At 39.5% G+C, this 16,605-nt stretch carries 14 protein-coding genes; 1 reads left to right on the forward strand and 13 read right to left on the reverse strand.

Annotated elements, in window-relative coordinates; all coding sequences use genetic code 11:
* Positions 1 to 78 precede the first annotated feature (78 nt).
* The 6 genes from ACFS5O_RS18540 to ACFS5O_RS18565 all read right to left on the reverse strand — a co-directional run bounded on the left by ACFS5O_RS18540 (position 79) and on the right by ACFS5O_RS18565 (position 6,012).
* Positions 79 to 1,347, reverse strand: coding sequence for an aminopeptidase P family protein (locus tag ACFS5O_RS18540; protein ID WP_205725640.1), 1,269 nt, complete (start codon positions 1,345 to 1,347; stop codon positions 79 to 81).
* Positions 1,348 to 1,465: 118 nt separating this feature from the next.
* The gene (locus ACFS5O_RS18545) at positions 1,466 to 1,945 is read right to left on the reverse strand and encodes an NUDIX domain-containing protein (protein WP_205725639.1); all 480 of its coding nucleotides are present in this window, start codon (positions 1,943 to 1,945) and stop codon (positions 1,466 to 1,468) included.
* Complete coding sequence (locus tag ACFS5O_RS18550) at positions 1,946 to 2,308, reverse strand: NUDIX hydrolase (protein WP_205725638.1); 363 nt, start codon at positions 2,306 to 2,308, stop codon at positions 1,946 to 1,948.
* A 59-nt stretch (positions 2,309 to 2,367) separates the two neighbouring features.
* Positions 2,368 to 3,600 carry a peptidase T gene (gene pepT / locus ACFS5O_RS18555; protein ID WP_205725637.1) on the reverse strand — a complete coding sequence of 411 codons (1,233 nt, stop codon included), beginning with the start codon at positions 3,598 to 3,600 and terminating at the stop codon, positions 2,368 to 2,370.
* 491 nt (positions 3,601 to 4,091) lie between these two features.
* Positions 4,092 to 4,514: a DUF1801 domain-containing protein gene (locus tag ACFS5O_RS18560; protein ID WP_205725636.1), complete on the reverse strand. Its 423-nt coding sequence runs from the start codon at positions 4,512 to 4,514 to the stop codon at positions 4,092 to 4,094.
* A 193-nt stretch (positions 4,515 to 4,707) separates the two neighbouring features.
* Positions 4,708 to 6,012 (reverse strand): Nramp family divalent metal transporter, encoded by a 1,305-nt coding sequence (locus ACFS5O_RS18565; RefSeq protein WP_318300163.1) that lies wholly within the window; start codon positions 6,010 to 6,012, stop codon positions 4,708 to 4,710.
* Between the two features lie 266 nt (positions 6,013 to 6,278).
* On the opposite strand from ACFS5O_RS18565, the gene ACFS5O_RS18570 reads away from it, so the two are divergent.
* Positions 6,279 to 6,593, forward strand: coding sequence for a MerR family transcriptional regulator (locus tag ACFS5O_RS18570; protein WP_205725635.1), 315 nt, complete (start codon positions 6,279 to 6,281; stop codon positions 6,591 to 6,593).
* 36 nt (positions 6,594 to 6,629) lie between these two features.
* Here the strand turns inward: ACFS5O_RS18570 and ACFS5O_RS18575 are convergent, their stop codons facing one another.
* The 7 genes from ACFS5O_RS18575 to ACFS5O_RS18605 all read right to left on the reverse strand — a co-directional run bounded on the left by ACFS5O_RS18575 (position 6,630) and on the right by ACFS5O_RS18605 (position 16,495).
* Entirely contained in the window at positions 6,630 to 7,358 is a 729-nt protein-coding gene (locus ACFS5O_RS18575; RefSeq protein ID WP_205725634.1) for an exonuclease domain-containing protein, read from the reverse strand.
* Positions 7,355 to 8,332 (reverse strand): DUF294 nucleotidyltransferase-like domain-containing protein, encoded by a 978-nt coding sequence (locus tag ACFS5O_RS18580; RefSeq protein WP_205725633.1) that lies wholly within the window; start codon positions 8,330 to 8,332, stop codon positions 7,355 to 7,357. The genes ACFS5O_RS18575 and ACFS5O_RS18580 overlap by 4 nt, the downstream gene beginning before the upstream one ends.
* 60 nt (positions 8,333 to 8,392) lie before the next feature.
* Positions 8,393 to 9,667 (reverse strand): ammonium transporter, encoded by a 1,275-nt coding sequence (locus tag ACFS5O_RS18585; RefSeq protein ID WP_205725632.1) that lies wholly within the window; start codon positions 9,665 to 9,667, stop codon positions 8,393 to 8,395.
* 160 nt (positions 9,668 to 9,827) lie between these two features.
* The gene (locus ACFS5O_RS18590) at positions 9,828 to 10,802 is read right to left on the reverse strand and encodes a bile acid:sodium symporter family protein (RefSeq protein WP_205725631.1); all 975 of its coding nucleotides are present in this window, start codon (positions 10,800 to 10,802) and stop codon (positions 9,828 to 9,830) included.
* Positions 10,803 to 10,973: 171 nt separating this feature from the next.
* Positions 10,974 to 11,840: a hypothetical protein gene (locus ACFS5O_RS18595; protein ID WP_205725630.1), complete on the reverse strand. Its 867-nt coding sequence runs from the start codon at positions 11,838 to 11,840 to the stop codon at positions 10,974 to 10,976.
* Positions 11,841 to 11,992: 152 nt separating this feature from the next.
* Entirely contained in the window at positions 11,993 to 13,720 is a 1,728-nt protein-coding gene (abc-f, locus tag ACFS5O_RS18600) for a ribosomal protection-like ABC-F family protein (RefSeq protein WP_205725629.1), read from the reverse strand.
* A 381-nt stretch (positions 13,721 to 14,101) separates the two neighbouring features.
* The gene (locus tag ACFS5O_RS18605; RefSeq protein WP_205725628.1) at positions 14,102 to 16,495 is read right to left on the reverse strand and encodes a M14 family metallopeptidase; all 2,394 of its coding nucleotides are present in this window, start codon (positions 16,493 to 16,495) and stop codon (positions 14,102 to 14,104) included.
* Positions 16,496 to 16,605 lie beyond the last annotated feature (110 nt).

Raw genomic sequence — 16,605 nt, forward strand, 5'->3', positions numbered from 1 at the left:
TCACACTACGCTCTCTAAAACGACAAAAAAGAGGCCCTTTAATATGGGACCTCTTATTTCTAATTAAACGATTAATGATCAAGCTTTTAAAGCATGAGCACCTTGAGTAGCCATAAATGCCTCAATCTCTTCTACCTCACGGAAAATATCTTTAGATAAGTTCTCGAATCCATCTTCTGTTACTAAGATGTCATCTTCAATTCGAATGCCGATTGCTTCTTCCTCGATATAAAGTCCAGGCTCTATCGTTATGACCATTCCAGGCTCTAAGATGCGATCTTTGTACGAACCAACATCATGTGTATCAAGTCCAAGGAAATGGCTCACACCATGATAATAATAGTTAGAGATCTCATCATCATTTTGAATCAAACCAATACGTCTGCATTCTTCTGCTAACACTTTTTTCGTATGAATATTGAGCTCTGCAAATGCAAGACCTGGTTTAATAATAGCCGTCGTTTCTTTTAGCGCTTTAAGAACGATGTTATAGAGAACTTTCTGACGCTCTGTGAACTTCCCATCTACTGGAAACGTGTAGCTGATATCGGCGTTGTAATAATCCTTTTGTGCTCCTAGATCGAGAAGAACGAGTTCACCGGGATTCGTTTGTGCGCTATTATGCTCATAATGAAGAATCGTAGCATTTTTTCCACTAGCCGTTATCGTCTTGAACGCGAAATCACGCACACCGTTTGATTTTAAAGTAAAGTCAAAATGTGCTTCGAGCTGATTTTCTTTCATTCCAGCTTTCGCGTGTTTCAGCACATTATAGATTCCTTCTTTCGTAATAGAGATCGCTTCTTTAATCTTTTGAATCTCTTCTGTCGTTTTAAATACACGTAGTTCAGTGATCTGATGATATACGTTATGGATCGTCACATGCGGATAATGTTCTCGAATATGCTTTGCGAATTGTGATGTTTCAGATGGGGCACCTGTCCACCCACGGCGTTCTAGATCTAAACATACATGTTGAGCTTGATTTGTAAAGAATTGACTAGCAACAAACGACTCAAAGCTATCCACATATTTGATATCTTTTATCCCAGATTGATGTTCTGCTTCCTCTTTAGACACGGTTTTCCCGACCCACTTTTCCATGACTGGATCAGCTTTTTCGATAAAAAGTGTTTCTTCAAATTTATCACCGCTCTTTTTTAGCACGAGGATCACGTTCTGTTCCGAAATCCCTGATAGATAATAAAAATTACGGTTAGGCGTGAATGGGTATTGTTCATCTGCTGATTTTTGCGGAGCTTTTCCTGCAAAAAGAATCGTTAATGATTCATCGGGCACCAATTCTTTTAAGCGGCTACGATTACGTTCAAAAAAATAAGACTCCATGTGAATCCTCCTAAAATTAATTAATAAAAACGACTGATTAGTTTATTTATATATGTATTAGTATAAAGATTTTTTGATTACAATGACAGCTTTTTTCAGAATTTTATAAATGTGTTTATCATACCTTTTCGTATTTCTCCAGAGTATGTTCTTCAATAAAAGCATTGTACTGTTTCTGATCTATATACGCTTTTATATGTCTTTGTATTTTGGGGTACAACGTGATTTGTTCTAAATCCTTAAGGGAAATCCATTTTACACCAGTTTGGTTAGGATCTGGATTATCCGGCAATTTAGGTTGGGAGTCTTCTATACGTGAGCATTCAAACATGAGTCCTAATGAAGGTGTTGTTCCGTATCTATTTTCCGTCAGATGTGGGGCATACTCATAGGTGAATGCGAGTGCACCGACATTTACTTCGATTGATGCCTCTTCTCTTGCTTCACGTTTTGCAGCTTCTTTAACAGATTCATTTGGTTCAACACCACCTGATGGTAAGTTGTAATGAAGACCGTTCTCATCATGAAACTCAATTAACAGAATAGCATCGTTCTCAATGATCAAAGCACCTGCCCTAACACGAATGGGATAGCTCATTTACACAACCTCCATCATCTTTAACACCATTTCAACTACAGGTTTTGATACATCATCGAAATATCTTTCATCATTCAAATCAATCCAGCGTACATCAAGAATATCTTCATCGTCCTCGATGGTAAGTGTTCCTGAAATGAGCTCACAAAGAAATGTTTGTTTTTCTTTACTCTTTGTCACAGGTTTTATTATTTTTACGGTATAGCCTGTTTCTTCCAACACTTCTCGTATACATGCTTGTTCAAAGTTTTCCCCTTCCTCTACTCCGCCACCTGGAAAATTCCATACGATGTCTCCACGTTTCACTTTTTGCTGTACTAATAGTATCTGGCCTTCATGAATGACAACACCTTGCGCTAACATCTTTATCCCCCCCTTGTGAAAGATAAAAGCTAACCAAACACGATTGGTTAGCTTATAGGTTATGCTTTCTGTTCAAACAACTGCACGAGTTCAATGATGACGTGAGTCGCTTTGACCATATTATCAACCGATATATATTCGTGACGACCATGGTAGTTTTCTCCACCCGTAAAGATATTTGGAGTCGGAAGGCCCATAAATGATAGTTGAGATCCGTCTGTCCCCCCGCGGATTGGTTTGATGTTCGGTTCGATATTTAGTTTTTTCATCGCTTGAGAAGCAAGATCAACAATCTCTCTTACGGGTTCGATCTTTTCTTTCATATTGTAGTACGTATCGTTCATCTGTAATTGAATCTTGTCTTGTCCATACTTTTCACGCAGTTCATCCACAATCTCTTGTATTCTATCTTTCCTTCTTTGGAAAAGTTCTTTGTCATGGTCGCGAATGATATATGACATATCCGTTTGTTCTACGTCACCCCTTAGACCCGTTAAATGATAGAAACCTTCATAGCCTACTGTATGCTCAGGTGATTCTTCAACAGGTAGCTTTCCGTTCAATTCCATCGCAATTTTCGCAGCGTTAACCATCTTATTCTTTGCAGATCCAGGATGGATGTTCTTTCCTAAAATACGAATTCGAGCACTGGCAGCGTTAAAGCTCTCATACTCTAATTCACCTAAAGGACCGCCATCCATGGTATAAGCATACTTTGCTCCAAACGCTGCCACATCAAACTTATGAGGTCCGCGTCCGATCTCTTCATCGGGAGTGAAAGCCACTCTGATCTTTCCATGCTTAATCTCAGGATGATCAATCAAATACTTCATCGCCGTCATGATCTCAGCGATACCTGCCTTATTATCGGCACCAAGTAATGTTGTTCCGTCCGTTGTAATCAAAGTATGTCCCTTATAATCTTGTAAACTAGGAAAGTCCCTTGGAGACAATTCGATATGTAAGTCTTTGTTTAAGATAATCGTTTCTCCGTCATAGTTTTCAACGATCTGCGGTTTAACGTTCGTTCCTGTAAAATCAGTAGCTGTATCCACATGTGCAAGAAAACCAATGACCGGAATTTCTTTATCCGAATTGGATAGTAAAGTCGCCATGACATATCCGTTTTCGTCTACAGTTACTTCTTGCATACCAATTCCTTTCAATTCTTCAACTAGCATGTTTGCCAGCGTCCACTGACCCTCTGTTGATGGAGTCGTGTCACTGCTACCATCAGATTGTGTATCTACTTTTACGTATGTAATAAACCGATTCATAATTTCCTGTTTCAATTTTCAATCAACTCCTAGTGTTTTGCTTTATGATAGCATGTTTTACAAAACATTATATTGTTAAATCTTTAAAAAATGTGCGTTTTCACTTGTCATGATGTCTAATCAACTTGTCCTCATCTTGCATATATTGTATTACCAGCACCAAACAAAGGTGTTGTGAAAATAATGGGGTGATTTAAATGGGTTCTTGGAAAAAAGATAAATGTGAGTCTTCTTCAAGCTATATCTATCTAAAATGTAAGCGTTGTAAGAAAAAGAAGAAGAGAAGCTGCGGCTGTCATAAAAAACATTAATTAAAAGAAGGAGTCCAATGTTGGGCTCCTTTTTCAACTATCCTATTTTGATCCAAAAGCAATTCCTAATGCAGTGCCATGCCGATTGCTACACCGATGGCAATTCCAATCGCCATTCCACTTTTATTTGGTCCTCTGCCTTTTTTCATAATCGGCTACGAGAGCACTCACACAATTATTCCTCTGTAAAGATAACTACTCTTGAGGATACGTTTTTAACAAGAATGCAACCGAATTAATGATCAATTTTTTTAAAACATCTTCATCTATATCAGCTAATTTATTTATATATACACAAGCAGCACCTGTTGTATGTTTACCGAAGTTCTGAAGCAAATCATCACGAGTGGGATCCCCTGGTGCAAAATACAGACTGATCTTCGATTTTCTTGGCGAGAAGCCAACAAGTGGTGCATCCCCTTCATGTCCTGTCTTGTATTTGTAATGATACGAGCCGAATCCAATAATACTTGGTCCCCACATCTTCGCTTCAAATCCAGTCGTTTCTGAAAAGATATCCAGCAGCTTATAAGCATCATCTCTCTTTTTTGGACTTTCAACATTCTCAATAAACTCTACAACACTCTGATCGGTTTCTTTTGTCTTTTGCTCGTACATAATTAGCTCCTTTTTTGTCTTTTATATATTAAGCTTCTTTGTATTAAATCTTCTATAACTAAACCAGATTCCCTTCACTTTTTCGTTTTTTCAAACCCTTTGAATGATTTATCACACTACCAAATGAATAGTGTGAATAAAATAGTAAAAAGCCCACTATTATAATGGGCTTTGGTACTTAAACACATATTCATTAAAAAAGTTTTTGCAACTCGTTGATCCCTAAAAAGGCAAACATAAGGAGACACCCGATCAAAACGGCGTTGGTTAACCATTTGTTGCGATATTCCGCATCCACTTTTTTAGAATTCAATAAGATAATGAGTGAGATTGCAAGAAATGGCATGAACAATGCACCTAACACACCATATATAATGATCAGCTGAACCGGCTTTCCAAAAAAGAAGATCAGCATCGGCGGGAATGTCAGCCATGCTAAATAAGCACGATACGACTTATCTTTTTCTGTAACTGGCTTAACTGAATGTAAGTCCTCTTTCTTTGTCTTGATGGTTCTTAAAAAATCCGCAAATAGATACGGCACTCCGTTCCAAACGCCAAGAAGTGAAGTGAAAGCAGCCGACCAGAACGCGATTAAGAATAACCAACGTAACGGTGTTCCGAATTCTTCGCCTAAAAGTTCAGCAAGATTTAGAAGACCTTGGTCTCCTTCTAACTTTACATCTGTTCCAAATAAGAACTTTGCTCCGATTACGAGTGCAGCCATCGTGAATAGACCTGTTATGACATACGCTGCTTTCGTATCAAGTCTCATAATGGGTACAAATTCTTTTCCTTTCCAATTCTTTTCTCGCAGCCAGTAGCCATAAGATGCCATAGTAATCGTGCCACCGACACCTCCTATTAATCCGAGTGCTAACATGAGTGACCCGTCTGGCATTTTGGGTATGAATCCACCTGCAAATTCTCCGATCGTAGGTAAAAAGAGCAATGATGTACCAATAATCGTAATAAACATAACACCGATCAATACTGTCATTATTCTTTCAAAGAGCAAATAACGCCCCGTCCAAACAAGTGCAAAACCTAATAAAGAATGAATGATTGCCCAAGCCCATATCGGCATGATAGGAAGCATCGCATGCATCCCTAATCCACACGTCATAGCTGCAGTAGCACCGTAAATGTAACCCCAGATGACCGAATAGACACCAAAATACCCAGTCGCCCATTTTCCGAGTGAATGCCAACCTTGTAGAATCGTTTGCCCTGTCGCGAGGTACCAGCGGCCCACTCCCTCGTTCAGGAAATACTTTAAAATTGAACCAATCACGATCGCCCATACAAAAGTCATTCCGAATGAGGTACCGATTACAATGGCAGTTACTAGATCTGCTGTACCTACACCAGTTGCCGCTACTACAAAACCTGGACCGATCATTTTTAATTTTTGACCCATTGTTTGAGGCGGTATAGGATTGTTACCCACTTCAGCAGCAGTTGTACGTTCATTATTTAAATTCAATTCATTGTTCAATATTCAGCTCCTCCTTCTCCAAAAAGTAAAACGCTTTCAATAGAACATCTGCTTATTATGTCATATGTCTGAATATTTTTTCAACTTCATTTATACCTATCTATTTACCGATACCATTCTACTAAAAACGATCTAACAAAAATTGTTTTCACAAACAAAATGGCAGTGGAATAAATATATGTAAGAAAACCTTACATCATTGTGATATAATAAATAACAATATTTAGAATTGTTCGGTTCAAACTTCTTAAACTAGGAGGATCGTCATGTCTGTTGATAAATTGTCTTATAAAGATAAGAAAGTCATGTCCATCGGTATTATCAGTGAGCTCACAGGACTTTCCGAACGTAAGATTCGCTACTATGAAGAGAGGAAACTTATCTTCCCTGAACGAACAGGCAAAGGAACACGCAAGTACTCTTTTTCAGATGTAGAACGTCTTATGGAAATCGCTGATCAAATTGAAGATGGTGTCCAAACATACGAGATCAAAAAGGAACTTACGAAAAATCAGAAGCGCGACGAACGTAATAAAATGATACGCGGACAGATAAACGCCCAATTTAATATGAGAAATTAAAAAACAGCTGGCTCTCCACTACATGGTGCCAGCTGTTTATCTAGAGAGTCGCTCATAGAGCTCTCGTAAATTTTTCAATCCTAATTCCTGAACACGAGCTACATAAACACTCCAAAGCTCTGCCGTCATCTTAGCATCTCCTAATGCATGATGGCGGTCTGTTACTGGTATATCGCAATGTTCACAACAATCCTCTAACCGAACAAGATTAGATTCTGGTTCAACAATTTTTAGTAAAAATGAAGTATCGACTATACGGTGCTTGAACTGACTTCGAAATAGTTTCCAATTATAGTGTTGAAGAAACTTCTTCTCATGACTCGCATGGTGAGCCACGAGAACATGACCTCTTGCAAACTCATAAAAATCCACTAGCACTTTTGATAATGGAGGTGCATGCTGAAGATCACTATCGTCTATTCCTGTAAGTTCTTTAATCTCAGGAGAAAGTTCACCTGTGCATTGCGCAAGAGAATAAAAGGTGTCTTCACACTGTACCTCTCCACCCTTTACTTTCACTGCACCGATCGATAGAATCTGATTACCTTGTTCAGGAAAAAAACCAGTAGTTTCAAGATCGAAAACGACTACATTCAAATCATCAAAAGGAATCGTTAAACTCTCCTCCACTTTCATTTCCTTTTGAAGCTGCCTTAAAAACGCAACATGCTGAGGACTTGATTGTCCTTGTAATGACGCATAAACACTTGAATTTATCTTCCCCTGGACTTGCTTCATAAATTGAATAAGCGGATTCACTCTCATGTTTCAATCGTTCCCTTAATGACCGACTGTGTGTAATTTTGTAACTTTTGTCCGTTCAGCAGGATATGCTTCATATCTTTTCTTTCGTTTTTGTTAAGTTCTTTAATATTTAAGTAGTGGATGTCGTCATAGTTTTCTGTAGTTTTTTTATGATATTGCAACCTGTATTGAAGTAGCTTCTCAAATTCATCCGCACACCAACTAAGATTTTCTTTATAGTTCGACATGCTCGATAGTTCATTCAGTCTTGTAAGGGTGGATGTAGCTTCAAGACTCTCCTTCATAGCCAGCAAGCGGACATTATTCACATAAGGAAAGAAACCCGATTGCTTCAGATCAATACTTCCTGCATGCGAGCCATGCGATTCTGTTAAAAATTGATGGAAGATTCCTACCGCTTTTTTAAAATGCTGTGTATTTTCTAACAGCCGATCTAAAAGGTGAGGATTCCTCTGCACGTAATCATGAATGAGTTTTTTTAGGTTTTTACCATAAGTTTCTTCACCCATCAGCACTCGTGCATCATAAAAAATTAATAGAAAACGTATGCTCTCAAAGCTTTCTTCCGTAAGCCACTTTAAGAGTTGTTCTTCCCACTCTATTAAAGATCTACTCCATACAGGATTAGAACTCATCACATTTCCATCGCAATACGGATAACCTACTTCATTCAAACCATCCGATAACTCTTTTCCTAATGAAAGAAAATATCGTTTCGTTTCATCACTTTTTTCCTCATAGATCAGTCCATGATCTTGATCTGAGATGATCGCTTGTTCAAATCTACCTGCACTTCCCATCACAAACCATGCGTATCGGCAAGGAACAGGACCAAATTCTGCAATATGTTTTTGTAGAGAAGCATCAAAGACATACTTCATCACTTCATCATGAAAAACATTTAAATCATGTGATGAATATTGGTGTTCTTCCCACTTATCTTCACGCCATTTTTTTATCTGTGAATAAGGCATACTAACACATCCTATGTGATAAAAGCATTGAGGAATAGACCCCAATGCTTGTAACCACTATTAATTTGCGATTCTATTTTTTTCTTCGTTTGCGATGAACGCCTCTGGATAACCATAGTTTCCGTGTTCACTCACGTCCAAGCCGATAATTTCTTCTTCTTCAGATACTCGAAGGCCTTTCATTACTTTTTTCATTGCGTATAAAAGAGCGAAGGAAACTACAAACGCGTATAACGCTGAAACAGATACACCCATCGCTTGAACGCCAAGCTGAGAAAACCCACCGCCATAGAACAAACCAGGCTTTCCTACGGTCGCAAGTTCTGGTGTCGCGAATAACCCCGTAGATAACGTTCCCCAAACTCCTGCAGCTCCGTGAACACTTAACGCATAGATTGGATCATCCACTTTTAATCTATCGAAAAATTTAACAGAATAGAATACTAAAATTCCTGCAACAAAACCGATCAGAACGGCTGCCCACGTTTCAACAAATGCACAAGAAGCTGTGATCGCAACAAGCCCTGCTAACGCACCATTTAAAATCGTCGGAATATCAGATTTACCCAAAACCATCCAAGAAATAATAAGTGCAGCAACCGCACCTGCTCCAGCCGCAAGATTTGTGTTTAGTGCAACAAATCCAAAAAATCCATCATCTACAACAAACGTACTACCACCATTAAATCCAAACCACCCTACCCATAGGATGATAACTCCTAGCGCTGTGTAAACTTGGTTATGACCGAAGATGTTGTTAGATGTACCATTCTTATTGAACTTTCCAATACGCGGCTTCAAGAGTATTGTTGCTGCAAAAGCTGCCATCGCACCAGTTAAATGAACCACTGTTGATCCAGCAAAATCCTGCTTACCATGTTCCGCTAACCATCCTCCGCCCCAGATCCAATGAGCAACAACTGGATAGACAACAACTGAGAAAAGGATAGCGAAAACGAGGTAGGCAGATAATTTCGCACGTTCAGCAAATCCTCCGAAAGCAATCGTTAATGAGATACCTGCAAACGCAAGCTGAAACATGAAGAATGCCGCTGTTGAATAAGCCATCCCTTCCGCTTGTTCACCTGAATAGAAAAAATCAGACAACCCAATAAAAAAGTTAGAGTTACCACCGAAAATGAACCCATAGCCTACTGCCCAGAATACAATGGAAGCTAAACCAAACGTAAAGACTGTCTTCCCAGCAATATGCCCTGCATTTTTCATTCGAGTCGATCCTGCTTCAAGTAAGATGAACCCACCTTGCATTAAAATGACAAGAAGTGCACCTAGTACTAACCAAACACTGTTTAATGAAAACATGATATCTTCCATCCGAACGCCCCCTACTGAACTGTTTCTTTCATTCTATACAGTTCTGGTGCAGATTCTACACCCATGTAAGATTTTCTGACATGGTTTTTAAAATTGTCTTATATACTTAAAAAGAATCCTCGGCTCATTTGTCTCGAGCAGAGGATTCTTCATTTCGATATCAAACAACTTTAGAATAGTTAGTGTTATTAACCGTGTTTGCAGCTTGCTTATCCGCTCTTTTTCCCCACCAAGTAGCAAGAAGTGGTCCTGAAATATTATGCCACACACTAAAGATGGCGCTAGGAACTGCAGATAGTGGAGAAAAATGCGCAATAGCAAGTGCTGCACCTAACCCAGAGTTTTGCATACCAACCTCAATCGATATTGCTTTTTGATCAGCAAAGTTCAGTTTTAGCACTTTTGCAATTAGGAAACCTAGTAATAATCCCAGTACATTGTGAAGAATGACGATAGAGAATATGAGCATACCGGTTTCAGCTATCTGCTGTGCATTAGCAGCTACAACTGCTGAAGCAACAGCTACGATTCCAACTACTGATATTAACGGGAGTGCAGCCACACTTTTTTCAACGTGTTTACGAAATAATAATTTTACGACAAGACCTAAAAGAATTGGAACGAGAACAATTTGTACAATTGACATTAGCAAACTACCAGCTGAAACAGGAAGCCACTTGCTAGCAAAAAGAAGCGTAAGTGCTGGTGTCAAGATTGGTGCAAGTAGTGTTGCTACGGATGTAACTGCAACGGATAAGGCTGTGTTACCTTTTGCTAGAAAAGTCATAACGTTCGATGCCGTACCACCGGGACAGCATCCGACTAAAATCACGCCTACTGCTACTTCTGGCTCTAATTTAAAAGTCGTCGCCAAACCAAACGCGAGCAGGGGCATGATTGTATACTGAGCAGCGACGCCAAGTAGAACACTTTTTGGAGCTTGAAACACTGCCTTAAAATCATTTAAAGACAAGGTGAGCCCCATCCCGAACATGATGATTCCTAATAAAACAGGAATATAGGGAGCGATCCATGTGAAGCCTCCTGGGTTAAAAAATGCGAGTACAGCAAAAAGTATCACCCAGATCGCAAAGGTGTTACCTGCTGTCTTACTTACTTTCTCTAGAAATCTCATGGTTGTCACTCTCCTTTTTAAGAGAGTATAAACGAGTTATCTGAAATTTCAATGGTTATTTATAAAAAAATTTAGAATTATGTGATAATATACGTTTTTATGTGATGGGGTCATATTTTTATGTGATCGACTCAATTTTTTATGTGATTACTTCAAAAATTTATGAGGTTATCAATTTTCAGGCTCATCTATCCAATTGTATCGTGTCACTTTCGCCATGTGTTCACGTCTCTTCTCGACCATGAACATACCCTTAAGCGTTCCATAAAAATACTGCATGAATGTCGCTTTAATTTTTCTGTTTTTGTAGTGAAAGACGGTTGATTTAAATGCGTCGATTACAACTGAAACCATAAATTCGAGCGGACGGTCGAAGGTGAACTTGTTATATGCCAGTTTCGCTTTCTCCCAAAAAGTATAGATCTCAATAGCCGTATTATAAAATGGTTTTACAATATGTATGAAGTCTTTCGGAACAGAATTTGGTGTGAAGGATTCGTCTAGGTCATCTAAAGAAAGAAAAGATAAGTTGTTCGTCATGACGTTCTCCTTACGTATCTTTAGATCTTTATCTTTTAGATTTTTATAGAGATTTATAGTTTCCTCCCCAAATTCTGAATGCTTGTCCTTACTCTCGCAAAGGTTTTCACTTGCCGCACGCTGGGTCACTTTCGTTCCACTCGCTGGGTCAAACCGCTGAAAGACAAAAACATTATGAGCAAATCCTCCGCTTGCACGATATGTCTTATGTACGACTAAACATCCTGTATACTTCGCTTTTCTAAGCATTCGTAAAAAAGAAGCACGCGAAATACTCCCACCCTTTTCTGCACCGCGATCAACAAGCGTATCAATCTTTGCGTTTGCTACTCCTGGAATGACCACACTATATTGGCTAAGCAACTCAAATGCCAGGAACTCTGACTTCGTAAACAAACCTGCATGACGTTCCAAAAAATAACGTTTATGTTCATTAAACTCTTTTACATTCACAAACTGGCTAAATGAAGCAAATTGACGAATGTTCCCTGCTCTCAACTTTCTCTTCCCCCTTATAAGATTGATACATCCTATAAGTGTTTATAAAAATTTTAAAAGAGCCATGAAAAGTAATAATTTTTTTATAAAAGATGATAAACAATCATAAAACAAAGCCAGGCGGATGCGTCCACCTGACTTTCTTTTCAGAGCTACTTTTGCATGAGCTGCCTCTTTCTCTCCATTAATCGTTGTAACTCTTCATCAACCGCACTGTATTCATCCGTACCGGTTTTACAAAAACTAATTTTCCCGAGCATTTCCGTAATCCTATTTTCTACTAAAGCTAGTTCTTCTGCTAGCTGCTGAACACCCTCGTTTGTATTTTGTTTCCTCTGTTCTTCGTGTTCACTAAGTCCCACTTCCATCCTCTTGAGCTTCTGATTTTCGATAACTAGCAGTTTATCACACAGCTTTTCAACGAAAAAGCGGTCGTGTGAGACAATGATAAGCGTACCTGAAAACTGTGACAATGTTTCCTCCAATTGCTCCCGGCTCGGCAGATCCAAGTGGTTTGTCGGTTCATCCAAAATAAGCACATCGTATTCCTGCAATATCATCAGAACCAGTTTAACGCGTGTCCGCTCTCCTAAACTTAAATGACGAATTGGCTGTGAGAGTTTGCGGTCCTCGATACCCATGTTAGCAAAGATTGTTCTTGCCTGTGTAACTTGATGCTTTTCTTCTAAATTAAAGTATTCATACACCGTTTTTTCTTCTGGTAAATCACTCACATCTTGAGAAAGATAAGCAACTTTCATCGATTCACTCTTCCAGATTGCCCCCTTCGTTACAGACTCCTCACCAAGTAACATCTTAATAAATGTTGTCTTCCCCGAACCGTTTGGCCCTTGTAATGCTATTCTTTCTCCGTGTTTGATGTAAAAGTGACTATCTTGAAAGAGGATACGATCTCCGAATTGTTTCATTAAATCACGTGCTTCGATGAGTCGTTTCCCTCTCTTTCCAGGGGAACCAAATTGAAAGAAAACGTCACTTTCTTCTTTTGGCTTATCGATTCCTGTTTTCGAGAGTTCTAGATTTAATCGCTTTAATTTTGATTTAATTTGGTTATCTTTTTTCTTCGCTTTCATCCTTTCATATTCTTTGAGCCCCATCTGTCTGTTCTCAGCTGCTGTTCCTCCCTTGCCTGCTTCCCGGTGAGCTTTATCAGACCATGTTTTTAACGTGTTCACTTGCTGCTCAATCATGTGTATTTTTCTTTGTTGCTTCTCATAATCTCTTTGTTGTTGTTCATATCGGCGTTGTTTCTCTTTTCTATACGCTGAGTAGTTTCCTTCGTAAATGGTGAGAATCCCTTCTTCCAGCTCAAAAATCTTCTCTACCGATTGATCAAGAAAATAGCGATCATGGGAGATGATAATGGCTGCACCTCTATAGTTCTGAACCTCTTCTGTAAGCCAGTTTATCCCTTGAAGATCTAGATGATTTGTCGGTTCATCTAAAATTAAGAACTCCGGATGATTTGCCCAAATTTTGGCGATGGATACCTTTAGTCGTTCTCCACCACTTAAATGTTGTAATTCATTCTTTTGGAGCAAATGTTTTTGAAGTCCTAACTTTTTACTCGTTCGCAACAATTCATCACCGGCTTCCACCAACTCCCGTTCAACATCTAACACATAATCTGTTGATTGTGGCAAATATCCCATGTTCATATTTGCCGGCCATGTCGTAATCGATCCGTGATCGTGGTTGATGCATTTCATAAGAATGTTAACGAGCGTTGTTTTCCCACTACCATTCCATCCTACTAAGCCGATTTTTTCACCTTGCCTAATATCAAATGAAATGTCTTTTAAAACTTCTTTATCACCAAATTTTTTCTGCAATCGTTTAACTTGTAATACAGTCGTCATGCAGCTCACCTCTTTCCTATTCGTTGGGGAGGCTCGCAAAAAAACCTCCCTGGAGGCCCAGAGAGGTTGGTGAGTTCGCACAAATATGGTAATAACACGTATCCAAAGAAACACAAGAACATGATGTTCTTTGTGTGAAATCATAAGGGTATATGTACGTGTATACGCAAAATGGGCAGACTTATCCTATTCTCCAGGTCTCATTATTTGAGTTAGCCTAAGAAAATAAGAGTTTTCCACATCAGCGTAGTACCGTTCCTTTCCAAAATGACTTCTACTTACAATTGTTAGTATATGTTCGCAAACCATAAATGTCAACGCTTGCATCAATCGTTGAATAAAAACAAAAGGAAGAAGCCGACTGCCCCTTCCTTGTTTAAATTATTTAATAAAGAATGTTTTCGTGTTGTACTTCTTGTTCTTTCCTGGTTCGTATCGATTTTCAACGTTTTTGCTCGCATCAACCGAAAACCAGTTTACCGTTGTCGTCTTTTCAAACGTTAACGTTTCTGGTCCTTCACGTGTACCGTTCAAAGCTAATTTTTGAGAATCAAACGTTGGACGGCTGCCATCTAACGTGAAGTAGATCGTAGCTGGCTCACTCGTTTTGAAGCTGATTTCCACTTTCTCATCGTGTCGTCCACCATTTGGTGTAACACTTGATTTTGGCGCTTTTTTATCTTTAGAATATTGATACGCCACATCAATCATTCCTAATAATCCGTTTGAAAATTCCATGGCTTCTTCATGTCCTTCTTCAAACGGTGGCTGAAAACCAACCAGTTCCCATCTTTTTGTTTCTTTGTTCCAAAGATCAGCACCTACTTCAAAGTTCCAAGTGTAGATCCCTTTTTTATACCAAAGGTGATCTGCTGAGTTTCCTGCTGCTGAATAAAGTACATCTGGAATCGGTCCTGTTCGGCTTGGTAGAATAACCGTACCACGATGCTTTTTGATTTCTTTTAAAATATGATCGGATGCTTGCCAATAATAAGCTTCTTCTCCAGCAGATGGGCGAGGCAATGTTTCACGCTCTGGCGTATAAGCACCTGGTGACCACATGAAATAACCACCATAGCTGTGGATGTTCATGGCAAATTTGATGTTAGGATTCTCATCTGTCAACCACACTAGATTACGGCTCTCTGGTTCAGAATGCTCGCTTGGTCCCGCATAGGAGCCACTCAGACAATTCGTTGTTGATGCTCCAACATACCCATCAAAAGCTGACCCCACATCATGGTTTCGATTCAAATCAACACCCCAAGAATTGCGGTATCCATTATCAGATTGAGTGGGTGAGCAGTGATTTGTCATGTTTTTACGCTGTGAATTAAAGTCATAAAAACTATAGTGTCCTCCATCTGGATTCATGGACGGAACAATAAAGATATCAAGATTATCAACCAGTTTCTTAGTCTCTTTATCATGCGAATAATTTCGTAACAATCGTTCAGCAGTCTCAACGGAAACCAGTGGTGTGACCCATTCACGTGCATGCTCTTGTGAATAACCAAGCACTCCAGGTTTTGAACCATCTCGGTGCTTACCGATTCGAATGGCTTTAACCGTAAAAGGATCACGCGATACAGAAGCAGGCGCTTTTAAGTTATCTGATAAGCTGGAAACCGCAGGCTCTACAATTCCATTCCCTGCATTGCCACGATAGGTCGTAGCAGAGACAAGGTCACTGACTTCTGCATTCAAAAGATCTACGACCTCTTTTGCTGTACTTTTTGCGTTACCTGCAGCATCTGTTGCGAGTGTAACGATGATTTTGCTTCCGCTCGTACCAACAGAAAGAGGAGCACCTGCAGCTGATGCCTTTTTCAATTCTATGCTGATCGCATTTCCGCCCTCATGTCCCCAGTCTCGAGAAGTCACGACAACTGCTGTATTTTGCAAGGTTCCCATCGTCGCTTGAGCTTGTCTGCGATACCCGTTCGTCTTGTTTGGCATTTCAACGATTTCAGCGAGCTCAGGATATTCTTTGACTAAGTTCTCGATTCTCGCATCAATTTCTGTGGGATCCATATAATGGTCAACAAAATTCTTTACATAATGTTCGCCCGGCTTGTCCGGCTTTTCTTCACCAAGCCACTCGGTTACTTTTGATGTAGCTGAACCTCCGAGTGAGCTTTCAATTGTGATATCGGTTGGTATCGCCGAAACAGGTAACATGAAGGAATGATAAAGGTACTCTCCAGCATCTTGAATCTGTTGTAATGTTGCCGTTTTTTCTTCTCCATTCTCTGTCCATTTAGCGGTAAGAATCGTGCTCGATACAGCACCAGATGAGGATTTGGCTTCAACGTAAAGGAAAGTGTCTGATTGATTCGTGAAGTGGTTTGCTCTGAGGATCTTTACTGTTTCTTCAGCGGCTGCTAGCTTTTGTTCTTGCTTAACTGCCGTTCTTCTTTCTGCGGCACGTTGGTTGAGTTGGTTTTCAGTAATGAGCGTTTCTTTTACGGTAATTCCATAGAGCTTCAGCATCGCAACTTCAGATGGTGTTACGACTGCGTCTACTTCAATTTGTCCATTATGAACATGTATTCTGTGTGTTAGATCGATACCAAGTTCTTCGATTTTCTTCATCGCTTCTTTCGTGTTTGGAACAGCCAACTGAACGAGAGATACGGACTCTGCTGGCTGAATCTTGAGAGATGAAGCTTCAGCGATTTGGGGCGTTGCACCAAATTCCATTGTCGAAAAGGCTATCCCTGCCACTGTAGATAGTACGAGTGCAGAAGATAGCCATTTCTTACTTCTTTTCATAACACTACACCTCCTATGTATATATAAGGTAAGTGTATCTTTATTGTCAGAAAATTCAATCATACTTAAGGACGGACATAGAGCATAAGAAAGCCCATCATTATAACTAG

It is taken from the genome of Fictibacillus nanhaiensis (genome assembly GCF_042686385.1).
GTDB lineage: Bacteria > Bacillota > Bacilli > Bacillales > Fictibacillaceae > Fictibacillus > Fictibacillus nanhaiensis.

Excerpts from the sequence above, each read along its gene's own strand:
- ACFS5O_RS18540 (WP_205725640.1), bottom strand. The coding sequence starts at position 1,347 with ATGGAGTCTTATTTTTTTGAACGTAATCGTAGCCGCTTAAAAGAATTG.
- ACFS5O_RS18545 (WP_205725639.1), bottom strand. The coding sequence starts at position 1,945 with ATGAGCTATCCCATTCGTGTTAGGGCAGGTGCTTTGATCATTGAGAAC.
- ACFS5O_RS18550 (WP_205725638.1), bottom strand. The coding sequence starts at position 2,308 with ATGTTAGCGCAAGGTGTTGTCATTCATGAAGGCCAGATACTATTAGTA.
- ACFS5O_RS18560 (WP_205725636.1), bottom strand. The coding sequence starts at position 4,514 with ATGTACGAGCAAAAGACAAAAGAAACCGATCAGAGTGTTGTAGAGTTT.
- ACFS5O_RS18570 (WP_205725635.1), top strand. The coding sequence starts at position 6,279 with ATGTCTGTTGATAAATTGTCTTATAAAGATAAGAAAGTCATGTCCATC.
- ACFS5O_RS18575 (WP_205725634.1), bottom strand. The coding sequence starts at position 7,358 with ATGAGAGTGAATCCGCTTATTCAATTTATGAAGCAAGTCCAGGGGAAG.
- ACFS5O_RS18580 (WP_205725633.1), bottom strand. The coding sequence starts at position 8,332 with ATGCCTTATTCACAGATAAAAAAATGGCGTGAAGATAAGTGGGAAGAA.
- ACFS5O_RS18585 (WP_205725632.1), bottom strand. The coding sequence starts at position 9,667 with ATGGAAGATATCATGTTTTCATTAAACAGTGTTTGGTTAGTACTAGGT.
- ACFS5O_RS18590 (WP_205725631.1), bottom strand. The coding sequence starts at position 10,802 with ATGAGATTTCTAGAGAAAGTAAGTAAGACAGCAGGTAACACCTTTGCG.
- abc-f (WP_205725629.1), bottom strand. The coding sequence starts at position 13,720 with ATGACGACTGTATTACAAGTTAAACGATTGCAGAAAAAATTTGGTGAT.
- ACFS5O_RS18605 (WP_205725628.1), bottom strand. The coding sequence starts at position 16,495 with ATGAAAAGAAGTAAGAAATGGCTATCTTCTGCACTCGTACTATCTACA.